The 19,538-nt window shown below is 54.3% G+C and carries 18 protein-coding genes; 9 read left to right on the forward strand and 9 right to left on the reverse strand.

Going from position 1 to position 19,538, the window contains the following annotated elements:
* Positions 1 to 19: 19 nt before the first annotated feature.
* From acpS to GZH47_RS16920, 3 genes are all read left to right on the forward strand, one after another.
* Complete coding sequence (acpS, locus tag GZH47_RS16910) at positions 20 to 409, forward strand: holo-ACP synthase (RefSeq protein WP_162641757.1); 390 nt, start codon at positions 20 to 22, stop codon at positions 407 to 409.
* Positions 406 to 1,347 (forward strand): ABC transporter substrate-binding protein, encoded by a 942-nt coding sequence (locus GZH47_RS16915; protein ID WP_162641761.1) that lies wholly within the window; start codon positions 406 to 408, stop codon positions 1,345 to 1,347. The genes acpS and GZH47_RS16915 overlap by 4 nt, the downstream gene beginning before the upstream one ends.
* 238 nt (positions 1,348 to 1,585) lie before the next feature.
* The gene (locus tag GZH47_RS16920; protein WP_225446105.1) at positions 1,586 to 2,287 is read left to right on the forward strand and encodes a glycosyltransferase family 2 protein; all 702 of its coding nucleotides are present in this window, start codon (positions 1,586 to 1,588) and stop codon (positions 2,285 to 2,287) included.
* 13 nt (positions 2,288 to 2,300) lie between these two features.
* Here GZH47_RS16920 and GZH47_RS16925 read toward each other — a convergent pair whose 3' ends face one another.
* The 8 genes from GZH47_RS16925 to GZH47_RS16960 all read right to left on the reverse strand — a co-directional run bounded on the left by GZH47_RS16925 (position 2,301) and on the right by GZH47_RS16960 (position 10,055).
* Complete coding sequence (locus tag GZH47_RS16925) at positions 2,301 to 3,104, reverse strand: histidinol-phosphatase HisJ family protein (protein ID WP_162641763.1); 804 nt, start codon at positions 3,102 to 3,104, stop codon at positions 2,301 to 2,303.
* A 30-nt stretch (positions 3,105 to 3,134) separates the two neighbouring features.
* Positions 3,135 to 3,896 carry a DeoR/GlpR family DNA-binding transcription regulator gene (locus tag GZH47_RS16930; RefSeq protein WP_162641768.1) on the reverse strand — a complete coding sequence of 254 codons (762 nt, stop codon included), beginning with the start codon at positions 3,894 to 3,896 and terminating at the stop codon, positions 3,135 to 3,137.
* 98 nt (positions 3,897 to 3,994) lie between these two features.
* The gene (locus tag GZH47_RS16935) at positions 3,995 to 4,945 is read right to left on the reverse strand and encodes a CehA/McbA family metallohydrolase domain-containing protein (protein WP_162641771.1); all 951 of its coding nucleotides are present in this window, start codon (positions 4,943 to 4,945) and stop codon (positions 3,995 to 3,997) included.
* A 26-nt stretch (positions 4,946 to 4,971) separates the two neighbouring features.
* Entirely contained in the window at positions 4,972 to 6,315 is a 1,344-nt protein-coding gene (locus GZH47_RS16940) for an ABC transporter substrate-binding protein (RefSeq protein ID WP_162641774.1), read from the reverse strand.
* A gap of 36 nt (positions 6,316 to 6,351) precedes the next feature.
* On the reverse strand, positions 6,352 to 7,170 hold the full coding sequence (locus GZH47_RS16945; protein ID WP_162641777.1) for a carbohydrate ABC transporter permease: 819 nt from the start codon (positions 7,168 to 7,170) through the stop codon (positions 6,352 to 6,354).
* 17 nt (positions 7,171 to 7,187) lie between these two features.
* A complete protein-coding gene (locus GZH47_RS16950) occupies positions 7,188 to 8,060 on the reverse strand; it encodes a carbohydrate ABC transporter permease (RefSeq protein ID WP_162641781.1) in 873 nt (290 codons plus the stop codon).
* Positions 8,053 to 9,138 carry an ABC transporter ATP-binding protein gene (locus tag GZH47_RS16955; RefSeq protein WP_318653371.1) on the reverse strand — a complete coding sequence of 362 codons (1,086 nt, stop codon included), beginning with the start codon at positions 9,136 to 9,138 and terminating at the stop codon, positions 8,053 to 8,055. The genes GZH47_RS16950 and GZH47_RS16955 overlap by 8 nt, the downstream gene beginning before the upstream one ends.
* 293 nt (positions 9,139 to 9,431) lie before the next feature.
* Positions 9,432 to 10,055, reverse strand: a complete 624-nt coding sequence (locus GZH47_RS16960) for an S-layer homology domain-containing protein (RefSeq protein ID WP_162641786.1) — start codon at positions 10,053 to 10,055, stop codon at positions 9,432 to 9,434.
* A gap of 216 nt (positions 10,056 to 10,271) precedes the next feature.
* Here GZH47_RS16960 and GZH47_RS16965 point away from each other — a divergent pair, with 216 nt between their 5' ends.
* The 3 genes from GZH47_RS16965 (at position 10,272) to GZH47_RS16975 (ending at position 13,419) form a co-directional block, all read left to right on the forward strand.
* Positions 10,272 to 11,306, forward strand: a complete 1,035-nt coding sequence (locus tag GZH47_RS16965; protein ID WP_162641791.1) for an SDR family oxidoreductase — start codon at positions 10,272 to 10,274, stop codon at positions 11,304 to 11,306.
* Between the two features lie 140 nt (positions 11,307 to 11,446).
* Positions 11,447 to 12,733 carry an FAD-dependent oxidoreductase gene (locus GZH47_RS16970; protein WP_162641796.1) on the forward strand — a complete coding sequence of 429 codons (1,287 nt, stop codon included), beginning with the start codon at positions 11,447 to 11,449 and terminating at the stop codon, positions 12,731 to 12,733.
* A gap of 260 nt (positions 12,734 to 12,993) precedes the next feature.
* On the forward strand, positions 12,994 to 13,419 hold the full coding sequence (locus tag GZH47_RS16975; RefSeq protein WP_162641806.1) for an organic hydroperoxide resistance protein: 426 nt from the start codon (positions 12,994 to 12,996) through the stop codon (positions 13,417 to 13,419).
* A gap of 149 nt (positions 13,420 to 13,568) precedes the next feature.
* Here the strand turns inward: GZH47_RS16975 and GZH47_RS16980 are convergent, their stop codons facing one another.
* Complete coding sequence (locus tag GZH47_RS16980) at positions 13,569 to 14,444, reverse strand: LysR family transcriptional regulator (protein WP_162641810.1); 876 nt, start codon at positions 14,442 to 14,444, stop codon at positions 13,569 to 13,571.
* Positions 14,445 to 14,580: 136 nt separating this feature from the next.
* On the opposite strand from GZH47_RS16980, the gene GZH47_RS16985 reads away from it, so the two are divergent.
* The 3 genes from GZH47_RS16985 to GZH47_RS16995 all read left to right on the forward strand — a co-directional run bounded on the left by GZH47_RS16985 (position 14,581) and on the right by GZH47_RS16995 (position 19,527).
* Entirely contained in the window at positions 14,581 to 15,789 is a 1,209-nt protein-coding gene (locus GZH47_RS16985) for an MFS transporter (protein ID WP_162641814.1), read from the forward strand.
* 230 nt (positions 15,790 to 16,019) lie between these two features.
* Positions 16,020 to 16,757, forward strand: a complete 738-nt coding sequence (gene pyrH, locus GZH47_RS16990) for a UMP kinase (protein WP_162641817.1) — start codon at positions 16,020 to 16,022, stop codon at positions 16,755 to 16,757.
* 577 nt (positions 16,758 to 17,334) lie between these two features.
* Positions 17,335 to 19,527, forward strand: a complete 2,193-nt coding sequence (locus GZH47_RS16995) for an EAL domain-containing protein (RefSeq protein WP_225446106.1) — start codon at positions 17,335 to 17,337, stop codon at positions 19,525 to 19,527.
* Positions 19,528 to 19,538: the final 11 nt, after the last annotated feature.

Genomic DNA, 19,538 nt, shown 5'->3' on the forward strand with positions numbered 1-19,538 from the left:
GGAAAGGGAGGCGTGACAGGTGATTCTAGGTGTCGGCATGGATCTCGTGGACATCGACCGGTTCCATAAGATGGCGAACGAGAATGAGTGGCTGTCGGAGCGCTTGTTGACGGACAACGAAAATATGGCTTTTATGGCGCTGACCCATCCGCATCGCCGCGCGGAATGGCTCGCCGGCCGTTTTGCGGCTAAGGAAGCGCTCATGAAGGCGCTCGGCTTGGCGCTGCCGAAGGGGATCGGCATGCGGGATATCGAGGTGCTGCCCGATCACTGGGGCAAACCGGTGATCGTGCTGTCTCAGGCCGTCCACAGGCAAATGAACGTCCCGTACGTCTGCCATCTTAGCATTACTCATACGGCAACGACTGCTGGGGCGGTCGTCGTCGTCGAGCAGAGGATGGACGTATGATCGCAGGGAGAGGGGGGCAGCCGGAGCTTGTTGCGGGTAAGATGCGCTATCCGTTGGCGTGCCTGCTGCTGTGCGGACTGATGATCCTGACGGCCTGCAGCCCAAGCAGCGCTTCGAACAGTCTCTCCGCTGCGAAGGAAGAGACGAATCCGTTCGTCGTGACGACGGCGAAGCGATCGGTTACGGATGCGGAACTGGCGGCCTTGCCTCCGGGGATGAGAGCCATTCATGAGCGGGGGAAGCTGCGGGTCGCCATGCCTTCAGCCGACCGCAAGCCGTTCTTTTACCGCGATGACGGCGGTCGTCTCGCGGGAAGCGACGTGGAGCTGGCGGCGGATGTCGCGGCCCAAATGGGAGTGGATGTCGAATACGTGCGCACGGCATCTTCCTTCGATGAAGTCGTGAACCAAGTGGCTTCCGGGCAGGCGGACATCGCCTTGTCGAAGCTCAGCGCAACGCTGCCCAGGGCGCAGAAGGTGATGTTCTCGAATCCGTACCTGACGCTGCATCAGGGCCTCCTGCTGAACCGGCTTGCCCTGGCCCGGCTAGGCTCCGCGAGCGCGGACCCGATGGAGCATCTCCGTCAAACGGATATTCGAATCGGCGTCATCGCCGGCACATCGTATGTCAGCTATGCGGGCCTGTTGTTTCCGAAAGCCCGGATCGTCCAGTTTCCGACTCCCCAGGAAGCGATGAATGCAGTGCTCCGGGGAGAGGTTGCGGCGATCTATTACGACGAGCTGCAATTGAAGCAGCTGATTACGGACAATCCGGGCGACTCCATCGACCTGCAGCTGCACATCATGCAGGATCAGGTCGATCTGATCGCGGTGGCCGTGCCGCCGGACGATGCGCAGCTATTGGCGTGGATGAACTTGTATTTGCAAACCAATCAGGCGCGCATCGACAGCCTGTTGAAGTATTACGCAGTGAAATGAGCATACGCCGTATGGAGAGGGCATCCCGGTTTTACCTATCCGAGAACAACGTTTGGTTGTGCGAGTGCGTACCGTGGTCTTATATATCCGTCGAGGAAGGCACCTAGCGTCGAGGTATCTTTCTTTCTGTCCGTTTACCACGCATTCGTTTAGCCCAAGCAGCCCAAGCAAAACGCGCGCCGTTTGAATTTGCTACCATTACGGAACTAGGTGAAGTGACCGATCGGAGGGGGATCTCTTGTCCAAACCAGGCGTTTCCATTATTACGTGCACGAATCACCCCGACTTCTTGATGAACATCCTGAACAACTACCGCAACCAGCGTTACGCGCGCAAAGAATTGATCATCATTATTAATAAAGACAGCATTAACGCAAAGGAATGGCGGCGCAAGGCCGCCGGTTATCCTCATGTAACCATCTACCAAGTACCGGAGCGAATCTCGCTCGGCCAATGCTTGAACTGCGGCATCTGCAGAGCCAAATATCCGCTCATTACGAAATTCGACCACGACGATTTCTATTCGCCGTACTATTTAAGGGAGCAGGTCAATGCGCTCCGGCGCACGCGAAGTCCGGTTGCCGGCAAGCACGCATGCCTGGTCTATCTGGCTGCCAGCAAGAAACTGATCATTCGATCACCCAGGGAAAGAAACCGGTTCGTTGGCTTCATTCAAGGCGGGACGCTCTTGTTCCGCAAGCGTGTCACCCGGAACGTACGCTTCTCGGATATCTCTCTTGGCGAAGACGTTAAATTTCTGCGCGATTGTACGCGTAAAGGCTATTCCATCTACGCCACTTCTCCCTACAACTACGTCTATGTCCGCAGAAAAGATAAACGCACCCATACATGGCGAGTGCCCGACCGCCGCTTCTTGGCCGGCAGCCGGCCCGTCGCCGTGACCGAGCATTTCCGCCGCCTCGCCGTGCGTAAATATTGAATCGGCCGGATGCTTAGATGAGCACTAGCTGCGGAACACGATTCCGAAATTGCACGACTTCATGAATGCCGTACGATTTCAGCAAGTCGAGCGCCTGGCCGAATCCCTGTTCGATGCTGCCGACCCGATGCGCATCCGAGCCCAGCGAGAACCGTTTCCCTCCCAAATCCAAGTACATCTCGATCAAATAGGCGTGCGGATGGATCCACCCTTGCCGAAACAGTCCGGTCGTATTCAGCTCCAGCACTTTCTCCTTGCGTATGATCGTTTTGAACAAGTCGTAGAGAATCGAGCGGCAGCGCTCGTAATCCGGGACGCCGACCATCGTCTTCGTATAACGGGCGACGTAATCGAGATGGGCAACCACATCGTAATTATCCATCCGTTCGACGGCTTCGCAGACATGTGAGAAGTACTCTGTCAGAATGCGATCCATCGGTTGGTTGACAAAGGCTTCCTCCGAATAATCGACCACGCCGTTATTATGAGCGGAGAGAAGAACAAGATCGAAGGAATAGCGCTCCAGATAATGATTGATGGCTTCGTGATAGTCCTGCCGGTATCCGACCTCGATGCCTTTCCGAATTTCGATATCATGCGTTTGACGCAATTCGGCTACCTCGCGTTCATAGCTGTCCATATCGATCAGGATGTCTTTCTTGAAAAACTTGCAGTCATAATCGAAATGATCCGTCGTCACGACAGCTGGCTTGCCAAGCTTTACGGCATGGGCAACGATATTTCGCAAGGGTTCTTCCGAGTCAGGCGAGTAGCCGGAATGTACGTGCTGATCCACAATCGTTTTGGGTACTTGCATGAACGTAAACCTTCCTTCGCGATGATTCCCTCAATCAGCCACTACCCAATCAATGCCGGAAGAGGTGAGTTTTTCTTTCCACTCAATCGGGGGATCTATATTGCAAATGACGCAATCGATATCATTATACTCCGCATACGTGTACATGGATTTGACGTCGATCTTCGAATGATCGATCACGACATGCACTTTATTCGAACGCTGGACCATCTTTTTCAGAAAATTGCCCTCATCGATGTCATAGGTGGTAATGCCGTCGGCGATCGAATAACCGTTCGCGCCGATGAAAGCCTTATCGATATGGAATTTCTCCAGCAATTCGATCGTCATCGAGCCCGATGCAAACATTTGATCCGTGTCGATCTCACCTCCGAGAAAAATAAGCTTTCCCGTGAAATACCCGGACTTCTTCCGCTCGATGAGACTATTCAATACCTGGATGCATCCGGTGATGATCGTCAGGTTCTTCTTGTTGAATAAATGGTTGGCGATTTGAATCGTCGTCGTACCTACGCCGAGCGCGATCACATCGTAATCGTTGATCAGTTCAACCGCCTTCATGCCAACGCGCTGCTTCTCCTCGATAAAGACGGAGTTGCGATCGCTATACGGCGCTTCGTAAAGGGTGAAGTTCGGCTTGATTCCGCCCCCGTGCACGATAATCAGCTTATTCTCCCGGCTTAATACGTCGAGATCCCGGCGGATCGTCACTTTGGAAACATTCAATTGTTCGGCGAGTTCGTTGACCGTTACTCTGCCCTTGGCATTCAATTCCGCCAAAATCATGCTCATTCGTTCAACCTGCAGCACAATGCTTCACCTACTCCAATAATGTAATCAACCCGAAATACAGCCGATCTGCATTTCGGGTTGATCTACAGATCGAACGATTAATCCAAATAAATGGGATTGGTAAACGCGAATTTACCAAACTTATCATAACATTCGATTCGGACGAATTTCTCGTCTCCGCGTAATTTTTTGCGAAGCGACGTGATATTCTCGCCCAACTCGATTTGATACTGGCGAAGATCGCCGTTCATGTAGATGCGCTCCACCGGCGAACATTCGAAGATGACTTCGTCATTCTCGATGCGGAAATCGTAAATTTCCGGACCTGTCGAGGAGTAGAAGCTGCCTTCGAGCAATGCGCTGATCACGGCGTTCCGCGTCAGCTCGGGAGCTTTGACAACGACCCAGCCGCCGAAGGAGTCGCAGTAGATGGAGTCAAGCGGATAATTGTTGTGATTATCGTCCGTCGCCGTGCCCCACAGCTTCTTGCCTTTGCGCAGCAGCGTCTCCCACATCACGCGGGAATTGCCCATGTTCTCCATCCATTCCGAGCAATGATTGTAAACTTCCAGCGCGAACAGATTCTCGAGCGCATAGACGTCCTCCCATTCTACCGTGGACCAGTGCGGATGGTTAAACATCACGATATTGCCTCGTGCCACCATGTCGTCGATGAATGCCTGCGCCGTCTCAAAGCCTACGAAATCCGGCCAAACGATGGGCTCCATATGCTTGAGCGGCTCTTTCGTCGCCGCTGCCAGGTGCTCGTCCGTCCCCATAATGACATGGAGATGGAAGATTCGGACATCGTCTTTCGGCATGCGAATGCCCACTTCGCTGGCGGGCAGCAGGATGAAATTCGGTTCGTTCTCCTGCTCGAAGTTGGAGAAGAAGTCATGCTCGGAGTGCGCAATGAAATGATACCCTTTTTGCTTATAAGCCTCGCGGAACTGTTCCGGCGTCAGCTTGCCGTCGGATAAGGTGGTATGTCCGTGCAAATTGCCTTTATACCAGCTGCCGCCGTCCATAAATCCGTTTCTTGTCGCCATGTTGATGCTTCTCTCCCTTACTCCGTTTATTTGTTTTCGTCGATGATTTGCTGCGCTGCTGCCGCGGCATGATGGATAACTTCCTTCGGATCCTTCGAGGTGTCGATCATCGCGCCTTTCAGATCGTCTAGAATAACCGTGTACATGGCCTTCCAGTTTTTCTGCCAAGGGCGGCTGTGCGCGAACTGCAGCTGGTCGATCGCCACTTGATATTGCGGTTTTTCTTGCAGCCATTGCTTCATTTCCGGCGTTTCCAGCGAAGACTTGGTCGTCGGCAAGTAGCCCGACGTCTTGAACAAGCTCGTCACGTTCTCGTCGTTCGCCAAGAAGTCAAGGAATTTACCCGCCGCCTTCTTCTGCTCTTCCGTCGCTTTGTCGAGGACGATCATGTTCGCGCCGCCGGTTACGACCACGTTCTTGCCGCCTTCTTGCGGCTGGAAGGCCACCGCGACGTTGAACTTGGCATTCGTGGTCAGATCGCCCATCGCGCCGACCGAATCCAAATCCATGGCCACCTTGCCGTCAAAGAAGTTTTGTTTAATGAGATCGGATTGATTGTCTTGCGCACTGTAGGCGTTAAGCATCGATTTATCGTTAACCATGTCTTGGAATAACTTAATGATGCCGGTTCCCTTGTCGTTATCGAACACGACCTGCGTGCCGTCCTTGTTGACCATCTCGCCGCCATAGGAGTACACGGCAGACTCCCAGTACCAAGCATCGGAATCCCAGTATCCCGAGAATCCATAGATTCCTTTCGCGGGGTTGCTCAGCTTTTTGGCGTATTCATGAAGTTCCGTCCATGTCTTGGGCCCTTTCGGATCCAATCCGGCTGCCTTCAGCATATCGGCATTCATGTACAGAATAGGCGTGCTGCGGTTCATCGGCGCCGCTTTGAACGCGCCGTCTACATAGCTGGATCGAGTCAAGCCTTCGTTATAGTTGGCGATGGTAGCTGGCGACATATATTTGCCTAAATCCGCCGCGATCGGATTATAGCGGGCCAGGAAGGATTCTTCGATTTGGACGATAACGGGCGTGTTCTTCGCAACGAGCGCGGCCTCTAACTTCTCCGCTACGCCGTCATAGCCGCCTTGACCCGACATGACGATTTCAATATCCGGGTTTTGTTCGTTGAATTTTACGATTTCGTCCGCGATCAGCTTGCCGTTGCCGTTGGTCGGATCCCAGATCGACCAGAAATCGACTTTCACTTTCTCTTTGCCTGCTTCAGGAGTAGCTGCATTCGCATTTGCATTCGAACCGGCTTGCGCATTGTCTGATTTGTTCGACGTGCTGGAACAGCCGGTTACGGCGATTGCCGACGCCAAGATACCCATCATTGCTGCGTGCTTCGCATTCCATTTCATTTGTCGCTAGCCTCCACTTGATTTTTATATTAAGGGTTACTTAATACCGTAGACAAAAGCACTCTTAATGAAGCGGTTCGCCGTCAGATAGAGAACGAGCACCGGGATGATCAACATCATGTTGCCTGCCATGACTTCATTCCAATGGGTGACGCCGCGGGTATCGGCAACCAAGCTTTTAACCGTCATCGGCAAGGTTCGTACGGCTTCCGAATTGGTTAGGACGAGCGGCCAGAAGTAGTCGTTCCACTTGCCGATGCAGGTGAACAAGAGGGTGGTCAATAGGAAGGGCTTCGAGATCGGCACCATGAGCCGGGTAATGATCTGCAGCTCGGAGGCTTGGTCGAGCTTGGCGGCATCCAGCAATTCTTCGGGAATTTGCCGGAATGCCTGCGTCAGGAAGAAGATCGTAAAGGACGAGAACACAAATGGGACGATCAGGCCCCAGTAGGTGTCGAGCCAGTGCAAGTCGCTGACCAGCACGTACATGGGGACGAAGCTCACTTGGGTGGGCAGCACCAAGTCGACCAGGACCAGCGCGAAGAGAATACCGGAGAACCTGAACTTCTTCTTGGCAAAGGCATAGGCAGCCGGTATACAAACGAGCAGCTGTCCGAATGCAACGGAGAGCGTGATGATCACGGAGTTCGTCGCGTAATGGAAGAAATGAATATGAATCCATGCCGTCTTGTAGTTGACGAGCTGCGGGACGTGCGGAATCAAGTCCGGCGGGAATTGGATGGATTCCACGTACGTTTTCAGGGAGGTACTCACTACCCAGGCGAACGGGAACGCGAACGTGAGGACTAACGCAAGGAGCATGAGGACGCGCATGGCTTTGACCGTATATCTCATCGTTACTTCATCCTCTTCTATTGATAGTGGACTTTCTTGGCGAAGAAGTAATAATTCGCGATGGCGACGATGCTCACGAACAGCATGAACAGGACCGAGCCCGCGCTTGCTTTACCGATATTGAACTGTAAGAATCCGATCTGATAGATCCAGTACACGACCAAATTCGTCGAATTCTCCGGTCCGCCCTTGGTCATCAAGCTCACGATATCGAATGAACTGAAGGAAGCGATGGTCGCCGTAATGAACATGAAGAACAGCGTCGGCGACAGCAGCGGCAGCGTAATGCGGAACAGTCTTGTAAATCTCCCGGCATTGTCGAGCTTGGCGGCTTCATAAATGTAGCTGGGGATGGACTGCAGTCCTGCGATCACGATCATTACGCTGTAGCCAAGCCCTTTCCAAATGGTGACGATGATGATGGACATTAGCGACGTATCGGGACTCATCATCCATTTGAGCGTCGGCAGTCCAACCTGATGCAGCACGTAGTTGAGAATGCCCCTGCCCGGATCCATCAGCCACATCCACATCACGGTGATGGAGACGCTGGACAGAATGTGCGGCGTGAAGATAATGCTCTGCACGAGATTGTCCACCCATTTGTTCTCCTGAAAGAAGATTCCTAGCAGAAAGGCGAGTACCATCCCGATCACGACGGTAAAGAGGCTGTAATAGAGCGTGTTTCTCATGACCTTCCAGAACACGGGATCATGAAAAATGTTGATGTAGTTTTTCAATCCGACAAAGTGCTTCGTACCTAGCACGGTATCCCAGTTGAGGAAGCTGACCTGCACCGCGAAGATGGCCGGATATAAGGAAAATACGCATACGAGAATGACGGCCGGCGCAATAAGCACATACGGGTTGCGAAGGATTTTATTAACCATACACATGGCTGGCCATTGGATTGCGAGTCACAGTGACACCCTCCATCGATGAGACCTTGTTCAACGCGGATTCGATCAGCTTCGCATCTCTCGTTCGCTGTTCATTGGTATCGAAGTAGTACAGATCATGCTCGGATATGTAGAGTTCGACCCGTTCTCCCGAATCGAAGTCGATTTCGGTCTTCATGATGATCGTGCCGAGGCCGGTCGCAACGTGGTATAAGTGATCCATTCCCAGCATTTCCTTGGTCATGATGATCCCGGAGGCTTGTACGCCTTGAAAATCCGCCTGCATCGTCTGCTTCACTTTCTGGGGGCGAAAGCCGATCGTGCCGATGGCCGGCAGAAGGACCGTGTTCATGCCCGGATCGCCGATAAAGGTCGCCACGAACAGGTTGGACGGATTTACATACACTTCTTTCGGCGTACCTTGCTGCATGATAATCCCATGATTGAAGATCACGATATCCGTAGCCATCGTCATCGCCTCGATTTGATCGTGCGTGACGAAGATGAACGTGGATTGCAAATTACGGTGCAGCTCAATGAGCTCGCTTCGCATTTGGTTGCGTAACTTGGCGTCCAAATTGGATAACGGTTCATCCATTAGGAACACTTCGGGCTGTTTCGATATCGCTCTGGCCAGCGCAATCCGCTGACGTTGTCCGCCCGATAATGTGGAGGGCTTGGCGTTCACGTAATCCTGCAGACCGACCATGTTCACCACTTGCTCGACTCGTTTCCCGATCTCATCCTTGGGAAGCCTTATATTTTTCAAACCGAACTCGATATTCTTGCGCACTGTCATATGAGGATAGATCGCATAGTTTTGGAATACCATGGCGATGCCTCGTTCGCCCGGTTCCGCCTTCGTGACGTCCTTGTCGCCAATGTACATCTGCCCGGCACTTACCTCCTCGAGTCCCGCGATCATGCGTAGAGCCGTCGTTTTGCCGCAGCCGGATGGGCCGAGAAGCACCGTGAAAGAACGATCTTTAATTTCAAGCTCCAAATTTTCGATGACGGTTTTTCCATTCGAGTACGTCTTCGTAATTTCTTTCATGTGAATGGCAGCCAACCTTCTCACTCCTTCCTGATCCAAACCCTATCTGTGGACGTGTTCTACTATTCGAATGATAAAGTTGCAGTGTAAAATCCAAATCAACTCCGAATTAATATCTTGTTAATTTTACTTTGTTTAATCTTTTTGTTCTTTTATGATTCTTTTTACCTATCATCTAAGGAATATCCAACCCGTTTGATCGGAGAGGTATACGTGAAAACGCAAAAAAGGCACCTGATTAGGTGCCGTCCGCAAGCTTTATTTTCGATTGCCGTATCGACCGTCGGCCGTCTTAATCAGCCGCCATTTCAATTCCCGGCCATGCCCGTCTCCCAAGCGGCATAGATCATGGCGACGGCGCCAGCCCGCGTGAGCGGCTCGGCCGGCTTGAAGCCGTCTTCCGGGAACGCGTTCAGGACCCCGATCTTGAACAGCGCGGCTACCGCCCCGCGGTTGGCAGCGGCAATATCAGCGCCGTCCTTGAAGGCGGATACGTCTTCGTCCGCGAGGTCGAGATGGAGCAGCGAGGCGAGCATGGACGCGCCTTCCTCGCGGGTGACGGCCTGGGCGGGCCGCATCAGGCCGCCGATGCTGTCGACGTATCCCGCCCGGAGAGCAATGGCGAAATCGCCGTCGTACCAGGCATCCCGGCGAAGGTCGGGATAATCCGCAGGGCCTGCATTCGTTAAGGCAAACGCGCGGTTGACGAAGGCGAGGAACTCGGCACGCGAGACGCTCTTGCCCAGCCGGACGGTCCCGTCGGCGTAGCCGTGCAGCCATCCTTTGGCCAGCCAATCATCCGATGTCGACGATGCCCAGAAACGGCTGGATTCCTGGGATGCCGCGCTTGGGGCGGCATAGCCCACAGCAGCGGCACCGGTCACTAAACTGAAGACAATCAGGAAGGAGAAGCTCATTCGTAATCGGCTCATTCGCATCAACGCTCCCTTGTATATAGTTGAATGGAGGGTCATAAAAACGCGGCGAGTGCCGCCAACGGCCAACGGCCGGCGGCCGGCTCACCTTGTGAGTTTCATTGTACGAAATTTATGGTGCGATAGCTGTCGAATGAAAGCGTATACGAAGGATTCCCCGAGCAAGAAGCGAATAGATACAAAGACGGTATCAATTCTTTGCGGAGGTGGCATATGAAAGCGCTGTTTATCGGGGGAACGGGAATTATCAGTTCCGCGATCACGAAACAATTATCGGAGACCGGGTGCGAGCTGTATCTGCTGAACCGGGGCAATCGCAGCGGCAGTCTGCCGAAGAACGTGCACGTTCTTCAAGCGGACATCAACGACGAGGCGCATGTCGCGCAATTGATCGCGGATTTGAATTTCGACGTCGTGGCGGACTTTATCGCCTTCCGCCCTGCGCAGCTGGAGCGGGACTTCCGGCTGTTTAGCGGGAAAACGAAGCAGTTTATCTTCATCAGCTCGGCGTCGGCTTACCAGAAACCGCTGTCCGATTATCGGGTGTCCGAGAGCACGCCGCTCGCGAATCCCTACTGGGAATACTCCAGGAACAAGATTGCCTGCGAAGAATATCTGATGAAGCAGTACCGCGAGAACGGGTTTCCGATTACGATCGTCCGGCCGAGCCATACGTACGACGAGCGCTCCATTCCGCTTGGCGTGCATGGCAGCAAGGGCTCTTGGCAGGTCGCGAAGCGCATGCTCGAGAACAAGCCTGTCATTATACACGGCGATGGCACGTCCTTGTGGACGATGACGCACAACGGCGATTTTGCTCAAGGCTTCATCGGTCTCATGGGCAACCTGCATGCCATCGGAGAGTCGGTGCAAATTACGTCGGATGAAACGGTGACCTGGAACCAGATCTATGCAGCCATTGCCGACGCGCTCGGCGTGAAGCTCCAGGCAGTCCATGTATCGTCGTCGTTCTTGGCGGCTTGCAGCCAAGAGGACTACACGGGCGGCTTGATCGGAGATAAAGCGAACTCCGTCGTATTCGACAATACGAAGCTGAAGCGGCTCGTTCCGGGATTCGCGGCGACCACGCGCTTCGATCAAGGAATCAAAGCGACGGTGAACCATATACTGGCCCATCCTGAACTGCAAACCGAAGACCCGGCCTTCGACGCATGGTGCGATAAAGTGATCGATGCGCTGCACGGGGCGGCCGAGGCGGTCAAGGAATCGCTCGCGATGAAGGAATAAGGACAGCAAGTTATATCTGCCGGCGCAGAGGGTAGCGCGGAGATCAGACAACGACTGGCAGCAGGTCATCATTCATAGTATATGGCGGCGGCCCTGCGTATGCGGGTCTGCCGCTTCCTTAAGGGAGAGGAGCTATTGAAATGCCAAGCCAAAGCCAATCTTATTCATTCCAGCGTCAGATCGAAACTTATTTGCATGCGGACATTATCGTTATCGGAGGGGGCCCTGCGGGCACGGCTGCCGCGATCGGCGCGGCAAGAAGCGGGAAGAAGGTAGCCCTGCTGGAGAAATCGGCGCAATTGGGCGGTATGGGGACGCTCGCTAACGTAAGCATTTTCATGCCTGTCGGCAATGTGACCGGCATCTACCGGGAGATCATCTCCGAGGTGCTGGCGGAATACTTGCCGGCGGATCACGATCAGTCCATCGCGCCGCAATATTCGCCGTTCCTGCTGCGGCAATATTTTAACGAGAAGATGAAGAAAGAGAACGTGCAGGTCTTCTACCATTGCGAATTTATCGGCACGGTTCATGAGGATGGCCGGATCAATGCGGTTATCGTCTCGACGCGCGAAGGGCTGCGGGCTTTCGAAGCCGAGCAGTTCATCGATTGCACGGGCGATGCGCGGGTGGCGATCGACGCGGGCGTCCCTCATCGCACGGGCAGGGAAGAGGATGGCCTCACGCAGCCGATGACGTTAATGTTCATGATGCAGAATACCGGCAAGCCGGTGACGCCCATACTGCCGGAAGGCTGCTACCTCTATAACGAAGTGTCCGATCTGCCGCAAGGACGGAGACTCTATTGGGAGCAAAACAACGACGGTTCGCTGCTCGTCAACATGTCGCGGGTCAAGGCGAACGGCGCGAAGATCGAAGAGATCAACTACGCGGAAGTGGAAGCGCTGCGGCAAGTTTACTCCATCGCGCATTACTTGCAGCGGACGGGGTTCGAGACGTACGCGCTGACGCATATCGCGCCGCAAACGGGCGTCAGGGAGACGAACCAAATCGAGGGGCTCTATACGTTGACCGAGCAGGACGTGGTGAGCGGCACGCGGTTCGCGGACGTGGTCGCGCAGACGAACTATGAAATCGACATCCACAGTCCCGATGCGAAGAAAACGACGGACGAGCGCCATGTCGACGGGTACGACATTCCGTATCGCTGCATGGTGCCCGAGGCGTTCGACAACCTGCTCGTCGCGGGCCGGGCGATCTCCGCGACGCATGTCGCGATGTCGTCCATGCGCGTGCAGGCGACATGTTATGCGCTTGGCCAGGCAGCGGGCGCGGCTGCGGCCATCTCGCTCGATACCGGTTGTTCGATGCGGGACGTTTCCATGCATCAGCTGCACGGCGAGCTGGAACGGCAGGGCGTCCGGTTTCTGGGACAGCGGGCCGGAAGCGTGCAGGCGGCAGATTAACGACAGCTAATAGTAGGATGCCGAGCTGATGCCGCATCCATGCAGCGGGATTCAACCGCATAAGACAAAGCCGCACAAAGCCGCTCCAAGACCTTGGGGCGGCTTTCTTTTTGCTTTTGCGCATGCTTCGCCCTGTTCTGCACGGCAAAAATACCCGTATGGCGACGTGTTGCTTTTTAGGAACAGGCATGTTAAATTAACTTATGTAAAATTAAATTGTGTACAATTGAATTATAATAAATCAAAAGGAGAGAGGCACAATGGAGACACTATATACCGCAATCGCAACAGCAGAAGGTGGAAGAAACGGCAGGGTGGCCTCGTCCGACGGCGTCTTGGACGTCAATGTGCGGATGCCGAAAGCATTGGGCGGAAACGGCGAGGAAGGCACGAATCCGGAGCAATTGTTCGCCGCAGGCTATGCGGCCTGCTTCGACAGCGCGCTGAATTTGGTGGCTCGCATGCGGAAAGTGCAGCATACGGGAACGGACGTTACGGCGCATGTCAGCATTGGCAAAGCGGCGGACGGCGGATTCGAGCTGGCGGCGCAGCTGCATGTGAACGTGGACGGCGTCGATCAGCAGACCGCCGAGGAGCTTGTTCAGGCGGCGCACGGCGTGTGCCCGTATTCCAGGGCGACCCGCGGCAACATTGACGTGAAGCTGGTCGTGAACGGACAGCATTAAGCGCTCGCTGTTTGTCATCATGGACATAATAGAGCATGGCCGAATAGCGTCCTTAACTGCGTGTCTCGCGCAGCGAGGGACGCTTTTTGTTGTGGGCGGGCAGCCGATTCAGCCGATTCATGAACGCGGATGACGGGACGCAGGCATGGTTATTGAAAGTAGCTCTGTATGAAGGTGCGCAGCAGATCGGCCGAGGGCGACAGCGTGCGGCCCTTCAGCCATGCAAGGCCAATCTCGCGGCGGCAGAGCGGCTCCGTTACCCGGAGCTTCTTGATTTTATTGGACGTGATGCCCGTGAACGAGGGAATGAGCGTCACTCCGATACCGGAGGAGACGAGAACCGATACGGTGGCCACGTCCTCGCCTTCGAAGACAATATGCGGCGTGAAGCCGGCTTGCTGACAGAACTGATCCGTCAGCGCGCGCATGCTGTAGCCTTTCTTGAAGCTGATGAACGGATCTTGCGACAGCTCCTCCAAACGGATGGCGTCCCGGTCCGCAAGCCGATGCTTCGCGGGCACGTACACGTACAGCTCCTCGTCGAGCAGCTTTTGCCATTCCAATTGGTTTCGATGGTCGATCGCTCCCAATATGCTGAGATCCGCTTCGCTGTCTAACAGCTGCCGTATGATCCCGGCGGTCGTGTTCTGGAAGAGCTGCAATTTGACTTGCGGATAGAGCTGGTTGAACTTGCCGATGAAGTCCGGCAGCAGACTCAGTCCGAAGGTCATGACGAATGCGAGCGATACTGTGCCGGTGTACGGATCCTTCAACTGCTGGAGCTCGTGGATGCCGTCTTGGATCTCCTGCAGCCCCTTCTCGACCCGGGTCAAGAACAGCCGGCCGTAAGCGTTCAGCTTCACGGAGCGTCCGACGCGGTCGAACAACGAAACGCCGAGCGTCTCCTCCAAGTGGGTGATCGACCGGCTCAGCGCGGGCTGCGATATCGCGAGCCGTTCAGCCGCCCGCGTGAAATGCTCGGTCCGGGCGACCACGCGAAAATATTCAAGCTGCTGCCATTCCACCTTATTCGCGGCCTCCTTTCGTCATACCAGTAACTAAAATGCATCATTTGTATATCAATAATAAATTGGACGTTATGAATTGTCGAGGCGTAAACTAGGTACCAGCCAGAAACAAGAGTTGGGGGTCGGCATTCATATGGCATTCATTGACAAAGGGAGTTCGGCTTACCAGCGCGCGCTGTTCAGCATGCTGCTCGGCAGCATCGTGACATTCGCCGTTCTATATAGTCCGCAAACCTTGCTTGGGGAATTCTCCGAACAATTCCAGGTGTCGCCGTCATCGGCCAGCATGGTGATTTCATTCTCGACCATTTCGCTGGCGTTCTGCATGATGTTCGTCTCGGCCTTCTCGAACGCTTGGGGGAGGAAGAGCATCATGGTCGTCTCGCTGTTCGCGACGTCCGTGCTCGCCATTCTCTCTTCGTTCAGCCATAGCTTTCATCTGCTCCTCGTCCTGCGGCTGCTGCTCGGGATTAGCCTATCGGGGTTCCCGGCGATTGCCATGACTTACTTAAACGAAGAAATCGCGCCGGCCAGCATCGGCAAAGTAATGGGCGTCTACGTGGGCGGAACGGCGATCGGCGGCTTCGTCGGCCGCGTGATCGTCAGCCTGCTGACGGATCTATTCGATTGGCATATCGGGCTGTTGATACTCGGCCTATTCAGCTTCGTCTGCAGCATGCTGTTCTGGCTGTACCTGCCGCGGTCGCGCAACTTCAAGCCGGCGGGCATCTCCTTGCGCATCTGGCTGGACGGGCTGAAGGGCGGTCTATCCAACAAAAAGCTGCTGCCGCTCTATGCGGCCGGCTTCCTGCTGCTCGGCGGCTACGTAACCTTGTTCAACTATATCGGCTACTTGCTCGCCAAGCCTCCGTACGGCTTGAGCCAGACGGTCATCGGCATGCTGTTCGTCTTCCAGTTGGTCGGCTCCTGGAGTTCGTTCCTGTTCGGGAAGCTCGCCGACCGGCACTCGCGCGCGGGGCTGATTGCCCTTGGCGTCATCCTGTCGTTGCTCGGCGCCGCGTTCACGCTCGCCGGCAGTCTCGTCTGGACGATCATCGGCATCGTTCTGTTCGCCTGCGGCTTCTTCGCGGGCCATACGGTCGCAAGCGGCTGGGTGGGCAAGATGGCGCCGCAGCCGTTCAAGGCCTACGCCTCATCGCTTTATCTGCTGTTCTATTATCTGGGTTCCAGCCTGCTCGGCACGACGGGCGGCGCGTTCCTGTCGGCTTACGATTGGCCCGGCGTGATCGGCTTGATCTGCGGCCTGCTCGTCATGGTCATGATTCTAGCGGCCACGCTGGCCGGACGTCTGGGGCTTCGCAGGGTTAGGGAGCAACATTAAAGCAAAGCATGCGTATAGCGCATCATCAAAAAGAAATAAGGATGACATTGCCAGCGCGACGCAGAACGGGATACAATAAAGTGATTGAATCGAACCAAAGGGGGCGGGGGATATGAAGAAGCGACGCATTCGCTGCGAGCGGACGGCTGTTCGTCATTCCTATTCACGTTCTTTCAAACACCGAAGCGCATCGTGCTTTGGTGTTTTTTTATTCTTGCGGAGGTGAGCGGATGGCCAGGTATCGGAGAGTGCTGATCAAGCTTAGCGGCGGGGCGGTTGCGGGAGGTTCGGAATTCGGGTTTGCATCCGAAAGGCTGGAGCATATCGCCAGCGAGATTATGTCGGTGCTCGATCTTGGAGTCGAGGTGGCGATCGTCATCGGCGGCGGTAATATCTTTCGCGGCAATATGGCCGAGACATGGGGCATCGAGCGGGCGGAGGCCGACAACATCGGGACGCTGGCGACGGTCATCAACAGCCTGATGCTTCGCGGCGTATTGAAAGCGAGAACCGGCAAGGAAATTCGCGTCATGACGTCCATACCGGCGACATCGGTAGCGGAGCCTTATATCCGGCTGCGGGCCATGCACCATCTGGAGAAAGGTTATATCGTCATCTTCGCGGGCGGCAACGGGCAGCCGTTCGTGACGACCGATTACCCTTCGGTTCAACGGGCCATCGAAGTGAACTGCGAGGCGCTGTTGGTCGCGAAACAAGGCGTCGACGGCGTGTTTGATGCCGACCCGAAGCGCGACAGCCAAGCGAGGAAGTTCAAATCGCTCCACTACGACGATGTACTGCAGCGGAATTTGACGGTCATGGATCAATCGGCGTTCATTCTGGCGAGAGATTACAAGCTTCCGATGCATGTATTCAATTTCGATCGGCCCGGATCGATGAGGGCGATCTGCGAAGGGGGCGATATCGGAACCGTCATCAGCGGCGATGCAGGACTCGAGTTGGAGTAAACGGCGGAACTTCGATCCTAAGTCCTACGCGGCAGCAGCCGGTCTCGCGGAGAGACCGGTTCTTTTGTCATACCCGCTGAAAGGCGTTCGGGGAAGACGGCCAGCCGCCGTCGGAAGAGACATTTATCGACAAAAAAACGGAAATCGACTACAATACTAGTAAAATCACTCTCTTTTTATCCTTAAAGAATGTTTAAATTTCGTACTTGATGACAGACTTTCCTTCGTTCCGTATGTTATGTTAATGAACGTTTTCGTGCCAACGAACCAATCGGAGCTTCCCGCATGGCTTTCCTTACTCGATCATTCCTCCTATTTGTGTGCCGGCAGAATATCCTCATCCTTCTCAACTCTGTGTTTTTCAGATGATTTGCCTATTATTCTATTGTCCGACTAAATTGAAACCGCTACAGTAATAGAATAAGAACATAATTAAATGTAAAACTTTTACATTTAATACTTTAGAAAAGCGTTAGAGCGCTTTCAAAGCGGCTAGTAGAGGGGGCCCGAAATAGTGATAAGGACGGAGAAGCCTGAATTTATTATGCAATCGAATCGATTTTGTGAGCAAATTGGCATGGATCCGAGGAAGATTCCCTTTCCTCAGAAGATTTTGACACCTGCGGAACTCGGGACTTTAAGAGAAGAGTACGAAGAAATTTTATCGGTGGTCAGTTTCTTCGGCGATAAAGTCTTGCAGCTTCTGCAAGGGACGCCGCTGCTGTTGTCGGTTTGCGACGATCGGGGCTTCGTGCTGCATATGATGGGCGACGAGACGATCAAGAAGACCATTTACGACCTTGGCATCAGCCCGGGCGTCCAATTCACGGAAGCGAGCATGGGAACCAATGTGGTGAACATGTCGCTGAAGTATAATCAGTCGCCCATCGAACTGATCGGCGATGACCATTACCATGAATATCTGCACGGCAGTGCCTGCTATGCGGTCGCATTCCACTATACGGACGTCAATGACCTGCTGGGCACCTTGACGATCATGACCGCCAAGGAATTCCAGAATCCGATGATGATCACGATGCTGGCGACGACGGTCGATTCCATCGAGCGGGAGCTGCTCCTGCGCAAACAGAATCAGAAACTCAATATTTTAAACCAAATCATTATGGATAACACCCGCAACGGCATCGTTCTGACGAGCCGGGAGGGCGAGATCATTACGTTCAACCAATACGCGGAGCTGTTCACCGGCAGAACCAAGGAAGAGATGCTGGGCACGGAGGTCCGCTTCCTCCCGAGCATGGGCGAATATATTTACGAGGTCATCCAGAACGGAACAACCTTCGAAGATATTCAGATGAGCTTCGAGCACAACGAGACCGAAGACCGGCTGGTCTGCTTGTTCGACGCCTTCCCCCTCTATGACGAGAAGAAGAAGCTGCTGGGGGCCTTCGGCCAATTCCGAAGTATCACCGACCGCGTCAAGGCGGAGGAAAGGTACAACTATCTAGCCAATCACGACGACTTAACGAAGCTGCCTAACCGCCGATTCTTTAAGGAGAAGGTGACCTCGCTCATCCACCAGATGCAGGAATGCAACAGGCAGGTCGCCGTCGTATGCCTGGACCTGGACCGGTTCAAAATCATCAACGATACGCTTGGTCACTCCAGCGGCGACACGCTGCTCGTGATGGTTGCCTCGCGGCTGCAAGAAATTCTGGCGCCGGACGAATTGATCGCAAGGATGGGCGGGGATGAATTCATGTTCGCCTTCTCCCAAGCCAATTGCGAGGAAGCAGCCGTGAAGCGGGTCAAGGATATTCTCAACGTGTTCAGCGAGCCGCTTAACCTGAACGGCTATGACTTCCATCTGACGGCAAGCGCGGGCATCTCCATCTACCCGAAGGACGGCCATAATTTGGAAGAGCTGATGATTACGGCGGACACGGCAATGTACAGCGCGAAGAGCCGCGGCTTGAACACCTATGCGTTATATTCGCCCGACATGAACATTACGACCCGCGAGCGGATCGTACTCGAGAGCTCGCTCCGGAAGGCCATCGAGAACAATGAATTCCGGCTGCACTATCAGCCCCAGGTCGACATCAGCACCGGGGAGCTGAAAGGCGTAGAGGCGCTCGTCCGCTGGATGCATCCCATCAAAGGCTTAATACCGCCGAACGATTTTATTCCGATCGCCGAAGAGACGGGGCTCATTCATCAGATCGACACCTGGGTGCTTCGCACCGCCTGCCGGCAGAACAAGCAATGGCAGGATGAGGGGCTGCCTCCGTTTCGCGTTTCCGTCAATCTGTCCTCCATGGAATTTCTGGACGAAGGACTCGTCGACGTAGTCAAGTCCGCGCTGGACGAATCCGGCCTGGACCCGAAGTATTTGGACCTCGAGATTACCGAGACGATGACGATGAACGTCGAGCATGCCATTCCGATGCTGCGCAATCTGCACTCCTTGGGCATTCAAATCAGTATCGACGATTTCGGAACCGGCTACAGCTCCTTGAGCTACCTGAAGAATTTCTCCATTAACCGGTTGAAGATCGACCAGAGCTTCGTGAGAGACATCAGCAAAGAAGAGAATGGGACGAGCATCGTCAGCGTTATTATCGCAATGGCCCATAGCATGAATTTGGAAGTCGTCGCGGAAGGCGTGGAGGAGAAAGAACAGCTGCGCTTCTTGCAGGTACAGAAATGCGATGAAGTGCAGGGTTATTACTTCAGCCGGCCTATTCCCGCGGAGGAATTCGGGCAGTCCTTTCCAGAGCTGGTAGTCAAAATGAAAAAGCTGTACTGATATCGATTAGG

Source organism: Paenibacillus rhizovicinus (genome assembly GCF_010365285.1).
Classification (GTDB): Bacteria; Bacillota; Bacilli; order Paenibacillales; family Paenibacillaceae; genus Paenibacillus_Z; species Paenibacillus_Z rhizovicinus.